General features: G+C 66.3%; 7 protein-coding genes. 2 read left to right on the top strand and 5 right to left on the bottom strand.

Going from position 1 to position 9,238, the window contains the following annotated elements:
• From AX692_RS02310 to AX692_RS02290, 5 genes are all read right to left on the bottom strand, one after another.
• On the bottom strand, positions 1 to 2,351 hold a 2,351-nt coding region (locus AX692_RS02310), incomplete at its 3' end, for a VirB4 family type IV secretion/conjugal transfer ATPase (protein WP_073977550.1).
• Between the two features lie 12 nt (positions 2,352 to 2,363).
• A complete protein-coding gene (locus tag AX692_RS02305) occupies positions 2,364 to 2,675 on the bottom strand; it encodes a type IV secretion system protein VirB3 (protein WP_073973254.1) in 312 nt (103 codons plus the stop codon).
• A gap of 4 nt (positions 2,676 to 2,679) precedes the next feature.
• The gene (locus tag AX692_RS02300; RefSeq protein ID WP_081095079.1) at positions 2,680 to 2,991 is read right to left on the bottom strand and encodes a TrbC/VirB2 family protein; all 312 of its coding nucleotides are present in this window, start codon (positions 2,989 to 2,991) and stop codon (positions 2,680 to 2,682) included.
• Between the two features lie 48 nt (positions 2,992 to 3,039).
• A complete protein-coding gene (locus AX692_RS02295) occupies positions 3,040 to 3,675 on the bottom strand; it encodes a lytic transglycosylase domain-containing protein (protein ID WP_073973253.1) in 636 nt (211 codons plus the stop codon).
• 178 nt (positions 3,676 to 3,853) lie between these two features.
• On the bottom strand, positions 3,854 to 4,243 hold the full coding sequence (locus AX692_RS02290; RefSeq protein ID WP_073973252.1) for a tetratricopeptide repeat protein: 390 nt from the start codon (positions 4,241 to 4,243) through the stop codon (positions 3,854 to 3,856).
• A gap of 320 nt (positions 4,244 to 4,563) precedes the next feature.
• Between AX692_RS02290 and AX692_RS02285 the strand changes: the two genes are divergently transcribed.
• The gene (locus AX692_RS02285) at positions 4,564 to 6,129 is read left to right on the top strand and encodes a hypothetical protein (protein ID WP_073973251.1); all 1,566 of its coding nucleotides are present in this window, start codon (positions 4,564 to 4,566) and stop codon (positions 6,127 to 6,129) included.
• 117 nt (positions 6,130 to 6,246) lie between these two features.
• Positions 6,247 to 9,033 carry a TonB-dependent receptor domain-containing protein gene (locus AX692_RS02280; RefSeq protein WP_073973250.1) on the top strand — a complete coding sequence of 929 codons (2,787 nt, stop codon included), beginning with the start codon at positions 6,247 to 6,249 and terminating at the stop codon, positions 9,031 to 9,033.
• Positions 9,034 to 9,238: the final 205 nt, after the last annotated feature.

The raw sequence follows: 9,238 nt of genomic DNA, 5'->3' as shown, positions 1-9,238 counted from the left end.
CTGCTGCGCGAGGCGGACGGCGCATCGCCGACCGCCTCGCGCAGCAGATCGAGCCGCCGCACCGCGCTCTCGCGGCCCGAGAGGATCGTCAGCACTTCCGGAGCCCCCGACAGGTCGAGCCGCACCACCACGCTCGCATCGGGCTGGCGCACCAGGAAGGCGCGGCTGTGCGCCGGCAGCGAGCGGATCAGCGCGAATTCGTGGCTGGTGAGGCCGAAGCCGTCGCAGTAATCCTCGGGCCGCGCGCGGCTGTTGGGCATGAACACCATCGTCGCGGTCTGCTCGACCAAGGCGGTCGAGATGCGGCTGTCGAGCGCGTCGCGCGCCGACTGGGTCGCGAAACCGACGAGCGCGTTGCGCTTGCGCAGCGTCTTCAGCCAGTCGCGGATGCGTGCGGCGAAGACCTCGTCGTCCAATGCCTTCCAGCCCTCGTCGATCAGGATCATGGTCGGCTGGCCGTCCAGCCGCTCGTCGATGCGGTGGAACAGGTACATCATGGTCGGCGTGCGCAGGCGCGGGTTCTCGAGCAGCGCGGTCATGTCGAAGCCCATCACGCGGGTTTCGAGATCGAGCCGGTCGGCGGCATTGTCGAACAACCAGCTGTGCTCGCCCTCCCCGATCCACGCGCCGAGGCGATCCGCCAGATCGCCCGGCTCGGGGCGGCGGGCACCGGCGAGCAGCTCCTTGAAGTGGCGCAAGCGCCGCAGCGAGGGGTCGTTGGCATAGGTCGCATCGACCGCCGCGGAGAGCGTCGCGAATTCCTCCGGCCCGTCGGCCTTGAGCAGCACGGCGAGCCAGTCGCGCAGGAAGGCGCGGTTGGCCGGGGTGTCGGGGAGGCCAAGCGGGTTGAACCCGGTCGGCAAGCCCGGCGCGATCCGGTCATAGCGCCCGCCGATCCCGCGGATGAACAGCTCCGCGCCGCGATCCTTGTCGAACAGGATGGTGCGCGGCTTGAACTTCTGCGCCTGCGCGGCGAGGAAGTTCATCACCACGGTTTTCCCCGAACCGCTCGGCCCGATGACCGAGAAATTGCCGAGGTCGCCGTGGTGGAAGTTGAAGAAGAACGGCGTCGCGCTGGTGGTCTCCAGCAGGGTCACCGCATCGCCCCAGTGGTTGCCGCTCGCCTGCCCCAGCGCAAAGCCGTGGAAGCTGCCGAAGCCTGCCATGTTGGCCGAGGAGATCAGCGCGCGGCGGACGATATATTCCTCGTTCCCCGGGAACTGCGCCCAGAAGGCGGGCTCGAGATTGGTATCCTCGCGCACCGCGATCGCGCCGGTGTCGGCCAGCGCCGCGGCGCAGGCGGCCATGGCGTCGTCCAATCGGGGGAGCGTGGTCTCGCGCACCAGCACGGTCAGGTGATGGTCGCCGAAGCCCACCGCCCCGTTGCCGAGGCTGTCGCGCGCGGCGAGCATGTCGGCCCGCTCGGCGGCGGCCTCTTCATCGACCGAGCGAGAGCGCCTGAGCGCGAGGTCGATGCGTTCCTTGGCGGTGGTGCGCTCGTTGGGGGCGTAACTCTCTGTGACGACCATCTCGAACGGCAGGCGCAGCAGGTTGTCGAGCAGGCCGGGCGAGGTTGCCTCGGGATAGTCCTTGAGGCCGAGGATCGCAGCGAAATCGGGTGCGGCGCTGCCACGCAGCTCCATCGCGTCGAGCCCGAAGGAGGCGCGGCGATAGGGCAGCATGTGGCCGATGTCGGTGTCTTCCGAAGGGCGCCGGACAGGGCGCATCTCGCCGTTGTAGAGCGCGCTCAGCAGCTCGAGCATTTCCGAATTGGTGCCGCTGGAGCCGGGGGCCTGATAGTCCCCCAGCACCGCTGCGCCATAGCTCTGCAAACTGGCGACGAGGCCGGTGATCGCGGCCTTGAGGCTGCGCAGGTCCTTGGGATCGGCCTCGAGCTCGTCGGCCCCCGCGCGGCTGAACATCTTCGAGAGCCGCTCGGGCAGTCCGGTCTTGCCGCGCGCGGGGCGGCGGATCAGGGTGACGAACTGGTCGTTGATGAACAGCGATCCGCCCGCCAGCCGCTGCTTCCAGCGCGCGTCGATATGGCGCGACAGGGGATCGGGGAACTCGGCGTCGAGCTCAACTTCCACACGGCGGCGGATAACGTGGTGATAGAGCACGAAACGCGCATCGAGCGTGCTCCGCAGCATCACCTCGCGGGTGGCGGCGTGGGCGTTGAGGGCATCCGAATCCTCGGTCTCGAACAAGAGGCCGGGCACCTGGATCGCGCTCATCACCGAGCCATCGCGCAGCAGCACGGTGTTCTCGTCGACGAGGCGCGCATAGGGCAGGCGGTCGCCGACGCGGGATTCCTTGGCGCTCCAGGCGGCGGCTCCGATCCACTTCACCATGACGGGCAATCCTTAAGGCGCATAGGAGTTGCACCCCCAGCGCTTGAAATTGGGCACGCGCGGGCACTTCGAGACCTTGGTGATCCACAGGTCGAAGATGCGCGGTTCGCGCAGCGAAGCGAAGTAGCCGACCCCGTGCATCACGAGCGGAATGATCAGGAAGCCGACGAGGAACAGGCCATTCTGGATCAGCAGGTTCCTCAGGATCAGGAAGGCGATCGTCGTCACCATCATGTTGATGATGAAGAAGTTCATCGTCACGCCCGCGAACATCTGCGGGCGGGTGAGCGCGCGGTGGACAGGGTTGCGGACGAGATCGGTCATGGACTTATCCAGCCGCCGCCTGGATGCCGGCGACGATGGTGGTCGCGCCGAACAGGATGAAGACGCCGATGATCACGGTCGCGCCGAAGCGCCAGTTCATCCGGCCGGTGAGCATCATGAAGCCGATCGCGGCGACCGCCATCACCGCGATGGTGGTCGCGACCGTGCCGAGCAGGGTGCCCTGGAGCCACAGGAGCGCGTTGTTGATCGGGCCCGAACCGGCGGGATCCGCGCCTTGCGCGAAGGCGGCGGAATGCGCCGAGACGAGCGCGAGCGCGGCGGCAATACGGGCGGGAATACGAAGCTGCGGCATCATGTCTTTCTCGGTTTCTCGTTCAGGCGTTCGCGCGCGTGGGGTGGCCGGTTACCGGCCGGGTGCGCGCGCGTGGTTGGACAGTCGCCCCATGATGGCGGCGACATACTGCTTTGTCTCGCGGATATTGGGAATACCGCCGGCGCGCTCGACCCGTCCGGGGCCGGCATTATAGGCGGCGAGCGCCTTCTCGATATCGCCGCCAAACCGATCGAGCTGTTCGCGCAGGTAACGCGCCCCGCCCTCGAGATTTGCGAAAGGATCATTGGGGTTGACGCCGAGATAGCGCGCCGTGCCCGGCATCAGCTGCGCGAGCCCCTGCGCCCCCACCGGCGAGCGCGCGTTCTCGTTCCAGCGGCTTTCCTGCCACACCAGCGCCTCGAGCAGGCTGGGCGAGAGGTCGAAGCGGACGGAGAGCTCGGCGATCTTTGCCGCATAGCGCGCAGGGACGCCGCGCGCGGCCTGCGCGGGATCGGCGATCGCATAGGCCGGGATCGGCGGCACCTCGCCGGGCAGCACCGGCTCGGCCGGCGTGCCCGTCGGCGCAGCGGAAGGCGCAGGCACCGCGCTCTGGCCGGCGAGCGGGCCCGCGACCCAGCGCGCGCCCCCTGCATCCAGTTCCAGCACATCGGCACGCGCCTCGGCAGCCTGGCCGAACGCAAGTCCGGCACCCGCAGCAATTGTCATGACGCGGCAAGCCGCGGCGAGAATCATGTCTCGGCCCTCCAGAGTGTCCCCCTTTGTCTATCCTAAATGACAGGCAGGTGACAGTATGAGGAAAGCCCCGAGTTGGTTACCGGCGGGTTACCGGGGCGTCCATTGGCGCAATATCGCGCAAGTGTGCCCCGGGCTCCACATCAAAGGATCAACGGTCGCGGTAGGTCAGCTGCCCGGCGGCGACGGCGGAACTGCGGAATTCGCCGCGCTCGAGCATCTTGAGCGCCTTGCGCGCCAGCCGCCGCGAATCGGTGGCGAGGCCGTCGGCGGTCTCGAGCTCGACCACCTCATGGCAGGCCAGAGCCTGGCGGAAGGCATCGCGGGCGCGGGTCTCGTCGCCGGTCTGGGCATAGGCGATGCCGAGATTGATCAGCACCGCGGCATCGTGCGGATCGGCGGCACTGGCTTTCTCGAGCACGGTGACGGCCTGTTGGGCACGGCCTGCGGCCAGCGTGCGCGCGGCGAGTTCGGGCGCCTCGGTGGCCTGTGCAAGCGGGCTTGCGGCGGCGAGCGCGAGAGCAAGAAAGGCAACGGACATGGGCATGGCTCCTCTTCTACAGGCACGCATAATGCATGGCTGGGGGAGTGAATGCAACATAACTGTAACATTGTCTTTTGTTTGTAATTTTATCGCCCAATCCACTGTAGAATCGTGAAATTTTTGTTACACCTGTCCTGCCGCGCGGTTACGGCAACGAAGATTTTTTTGTCATATTGGTCTTTCTTTGGTCATATTACGGCAAATGCAACCGCACTGTCATCCTGCAAGAATTCTGTCACGAACGACCCCTAGCGACCTCTCAGCGCATCCAACCAAGCGCCTAACTCGATTCTCGGCTCAAGAGGGGACCCACGCTCGTGAAAAACATCCAACGCACTCTGATTCTGGGTTGCAGCCTGGTCGCTCTGGCGGGTTGCGGCGCTGACGAGATCGTCTCGCCGGGCACCGGCGGCAACATCGAAGTCATCATCAACAACCCCGCGCCGACCCCGACGCCCACTCCGACGCCGACCCCGACTCAGTCGCTGGTCACCCCGGCCGCGGGCTGCCCGACCATCAACTCGACCGGCGGCCTGACCGATGCCGGCACGCTCGCGGGCCCGACCGGCACCTACCGCGTCTGCACCCTGCCCTCGACCGTCAACGCGACCGACACGCTGCCCTTCATCTCGGGCCTGCTCTACCAGATCTCGGGCTCGACGCTGGTCGGCACCGATCAGGGCTTCGGCACCACCAACAATGCCGTGACCCTGACCATCGAACCGGGCGTGATCCTGTTCGCCCAGGGCAACTCGGCGCTGATCGTCAACCGCGGCAACCGCCTGATCTCGAACGGCACCGCGACCCGCCCGATCATCTGGACCAGCCGCGACAACGTCATCGGCCTCGCCAACGACAACAGCCAGCAGCAGTGGGGCGGCGTCGTGCTGCTCGGCCGCGCTCGCGTGTCGGATTGCGCCACCGGCGGCGTCAACACCGATGGCACCTTCTCCCAGAACCCGACGTGCCAGCAGAACCTCGAAGGTTCGGCCGTCACCGTGCCCTACGGCGGCAACCAGGCGGCCGACAACTCGGGCTCGTTCACCTTCAACCAGATCCGCTTCTCGGGCTTCGAACTGGCGCCGGGCAACGAACTCCAGTCGCTGACCACCGGCGGCGTCGGTTCGGGCACCACCATCGCCAACCTGCAGTCGTTCAACAGCTCGGATGACGGCATGGAGTTCTTCGGCGGCGGCTTCAATATCCGCAACGTCGCTGCGATCGGCGCTTCGGACGACTCGATCGACGCCGACACCGGTGCGCAGATCAACATGGACACCGTTATCGCGGTGCAGCGCGCCAGCACCGGCGACTCGATCCTCGAGCTCGACTCGAACGACAACGTCGCGACCCCGATCACGGCATTCCCGCGCACCCGCCTGCAGATCAACAACGCCACGTTCGTCGAGCGGATTGCCGGTTCGAACGCTGCGATGCTGCGTCTGCGCGGCGGTGCGGCCTTCGGCCTCACCAACGCGGTCATGAACCGCCTTGACGGCACCGGCACGCACTGCGTGCGCGTTGACGAGCAGCTGACCGTCGACAACCTCATCGGGTTCAACTCGGTCGTCTGCGACGGCGGCGCCTCGAACCAGGTGCGCGGTGTTGCAACCGCGGCGGCGGCGATCACCGCCGGGTCGAACGTGAACCTCAACTTCACGATCACCCTCACCGACACCGTGGTGAACGGCACCGGCGAAAGCGGCGTGACCGCCTTCGACGCCACGCCGCGCTCGAGCTTCTTCGCTCCGGCCCGCACCTTCATCGGCGCGGTGCCGAACGCGGCAGCGCTCGACACCTTCCGCGGCTGGACCTGCAACTCGGCGGTGTTCAGCTTCGGCGGCACCGGCACTGCTTGCACGACCCTGCCGGTCTTCAGCTGATCGCGCCTTTCGAAACGGGGGGGCGCCGCGTCGTGACGCGCGCCTCCCCTTTCTTTCTTTGAGGCCCCGCGCGGGCCAAATCTGTTCAAAGGCCTATTCATGAGGGGGTCTCGCTTTATGTTGACCGGCACGCGCCTGGCAGGGCTGCTGCTTCTCACCACGTCACTCACCCTGCCCTCGATGCTGCAAGCGCAGGAAGTGACCGAGGACACCGTGACTGAAGCGGAAGCGGCGCAGGACCCGCTCACCGAACAGGTCGAGGGCGAACCCCCGGTCGAAGAGGCCGATATCTCGATCCCGGGCGGCGAGATCGTCGTCACCGGCCGCCGGGGCCGCAATCCCGAGCGCTCCTCGGGCCAGGTCCTCAACGTCCTCACCGAAGCCGACATCGCCCGCACCGGCGACGGCGACATCGCCGGCGCGCTCGGCCGCGTCAGCGGCCTGTCGCTGGTCGGCAACGGCCGCGTCTTCGTGCGCGGTCTCGGCGACCGCTATTCGCTCGCCCTGCTCAACGGCCTGCCGCTGCCGAGCCCCGAGCCGCTGAGCCGCGTGGTGCCGCTCGACATCTTCCCTACCAGCGTGATCTCCTCCTCGCTGGTGCAGAAGACCTATTCGGCCAACTTCCCCCTCGAATTCGGCGGCGGGGTGATCAACCTCACCACCAAGGCCGTGCCGACCGAGGACTTCCTGACGCTCAGCATCAGCGGCAGCGGCGACACCGAGACGACCTTCGAGAACGGCCTGACCTATTTCGGCAGCGACTGGGACGTCTTCGGTTTCGACAACGGCAACCGCGACATCCCTTCGAACCTGCAGGCCTTCTTCGACAGAGGCGAACGGATCGACCAGGTCAGCCCCGATGTCAGCGGCCCGATCGCAGCCCAGCTGTTCCCGACCAACCTCGTGACCTTGCAGCGCATTCCCAACCTGCGCCCCAACTTCAGCGCCAACATCACCGGGGGCTTCTCGGTCGAGCTGGGCGATGAAACCTATCTCGGCGTGATCGCCACGGGCGGGATCTCGAACAAGTATCGCAACCGCTCGGTGCTCAGCCAGGTCGGCAATGGCGATCTCAGCCAGCTCAACGAGACCAGCACCACCTTCATCACCGACAATAACGTGTTGGTGAATGCGCTGATCGGTGTCGGCCTCGACATCGGCGAGCATACGGTGCGCTGGACCAACCTCTACATCCGCGACACGCTCAAGACCGCGCGTCTCGGCGAGCGGACCGACTTCCTGCTCGGCGTCGACGGCATCGACTATCTCGAGCAGCAGACCGCCTGGTTCGAACGGCAGCTGATCGACACGCAGCTCGTCACCGAGCTGAACTTCGGGAAGCTCGGCATCGACCTGCGCGGCGGCTTTGCCCGTACGGATCGCGAGGCGCCGTACAACGCGACCTTCGAATATGTCCGCACCAACAACCCGGGCGATCCCTTCGGTGACCGGTACCTCGTCAATATCGGCGGGATCGCAGTGTCGGCCGCCCGTCCGCTGGTCGAATTCGACGATCTGCAGGAAGACCAGTATTTCGGCGGAATCGACGTCTCCTACGAATTGCTCGACACGCTCGATCTGACAGTCGGCTACTCCTATCTCGACACGAGCCGCCGTTCATCCAGCCGCGCCTTCCAGCCGCTGGTGTCGTGCAGCACGGTCTGCTCGGCGTTCCTCAACGGGGAGCAGGCCAATGCGCTGATCAACGCGATCGGCCTGCGTCAGCCGGGCGACATCATCAACGGGGCAACCACCGCAACCACCTCGGCGCCGGTGACGCTTCCCGATGGAACCGTGGTGCCGGCCGGCAGCCGGTTCTTCGACGTGACCCTGTTCGAGCGCTCGCCCTTCCCGGTGTTCGATGCCGCGCTGACGGTGCATGCCGGCTACGGCCAGGTGCGCTGGGCCGCAACCGACCGCCTGACCGTCGAAGCCGGCGTGCGCTACGAGGACGGCGTCCAGACCGTCGCGATCGACCAGACGATCTTCAACACGCCGATCGCCGGCGCCACCCCGACCAACATCACCAATGATTACCTGCTCCCGGGCGGGACGATCACCTATGAGGCGACCGACGATCTGCAGCTGCGGGTCTCGGCCTCGCAGACCATCGCGCGCCCGCAGTTCCGCGAGCTGGTCGAACAGCTCTACTTCGATCCGGAATCGAACCGCCGCTATATCGGTAACCCGTTCCTGCAGGACAGTGAGCTGACCAACTTCGAAGCGCGCGCCGAGTACTACTTCGGCGGACGCAGCCGGGTCAGCCTCGCCGGGTTCTACAAGGATATCTCGAACCCGATCGAGAACTTCCTGATCTTCGTGCCCGGCGAACTGCGCACCAGCTTCGCCAACGCCCCCTCGGCCGAGCTCTACGGCGCCGAAGTCGACGCCTCCTACGCCTTCGACCTCTACGACTGGGGCGGGTTCTTCGCGACCAAGCAGCTGCTGGTGCTGGCCAACTACACCTACAGCACCTCGAGCATCTCGGTCTCGCCAGGCGATCTCGCGCCGGTGCCGGGCACGCCCAGCCAGGACGCGAGCCTGCTGTTCGACGCAGGCGCATCGCTGGTCGGCCAGTCGGATCACGTGGCGAACCTCTCGATCGGCCTCGAAGACACCGAGAAGGTGCAGCAGTTCACCTTCCTGTTCAACTATGCCAGCGAACGCGTGACCCTGCGCGGCGGGCCGCTGCCCGACGTGGTCGAGGATCCCGGCCTGACGGTCGACTTCGTCGCGCGCGGCGAGCTCAAGCTGGGCGGCGTGCCGCTCGAGCTGAGCTTCGATGTGCGCAACATCTTCGGCCGCGACAATTTCGAGTTCCAGGAGTTCAACGGCAACCGGATCGAAATCAACACCTTCGAAGTCGGCACCAGCTTCAACTTCGGGCTCAAGGCGAGCTTCTGATCCACGGCGCACTGCCTAAAGAAAAGGCCGCCTCGTCACGAGGCGGCCTTTTTGTTTGGCAAGGCGGACCGCCCGCATGATGCATCTCCTCCGGCCAGCCGATGTCGGCTGTCAGGATGGTGGCGGAGCGGGGCGGATGACCGCAAGTGGGTGGGAACGCGAATGGCGCCTTTTGAGAATAGCACGAGCGAATGCTGACAATCAC

The organism is Erythrobacter donghaensis (genome assembly GCF_001557325.1).
Classification (GTDB): Bacteria; Pseudomonadota; Alphaproteobacteria; order Sphingomonadales; family Sphingomonadaceae; genus Erythrobacter; species Erythrobacter donghaensis_B.
This window is presented reverse-complemented; position numbering and strand designations above follow the sequence as displayed.

Excerpts from the sequence above, each read along its gene's own strand:
- AX692_RS02305 (WP_073973254.1), bottom strand. The coding sequence starts at position 2,675 with ATGACCGATCTCGTCCGCAACCCTGTCCACCGCGCGCTCACCCGCCCG.
- AX692_RS02300 (WP_081095079.1), bottom strand. The coding sequence starts at position 2,991 with ATGATGCCGCAGCTTCGTATTCCCGCCCGTATTGCCGCCGCGCTCGCG.
- AX692_RS02295 (WP_073973253.1), bottom strand. The coding sequence starts at position 3,675 with ATGACAATTGCTGCGGGTGCCGGACTTGCGTTCGGCCAGGCTGCCGAG.
- AX692_RS02290 (WP_073973252.1), bottom strand. The coding sequence starts at position 4,243 with ATGTCCGTTGCCTTTCTTGCTCTCGCGCTCGCCGCCGCAAGCCCGCTT.
- AX692_RS02280 (WP_073973250.1), top strand. The coding sequence starts at position 6,247 with ATGTTGACCGGCACGCGCCTGGCAGGGCTGCTGCTTCTCACCACGTCA.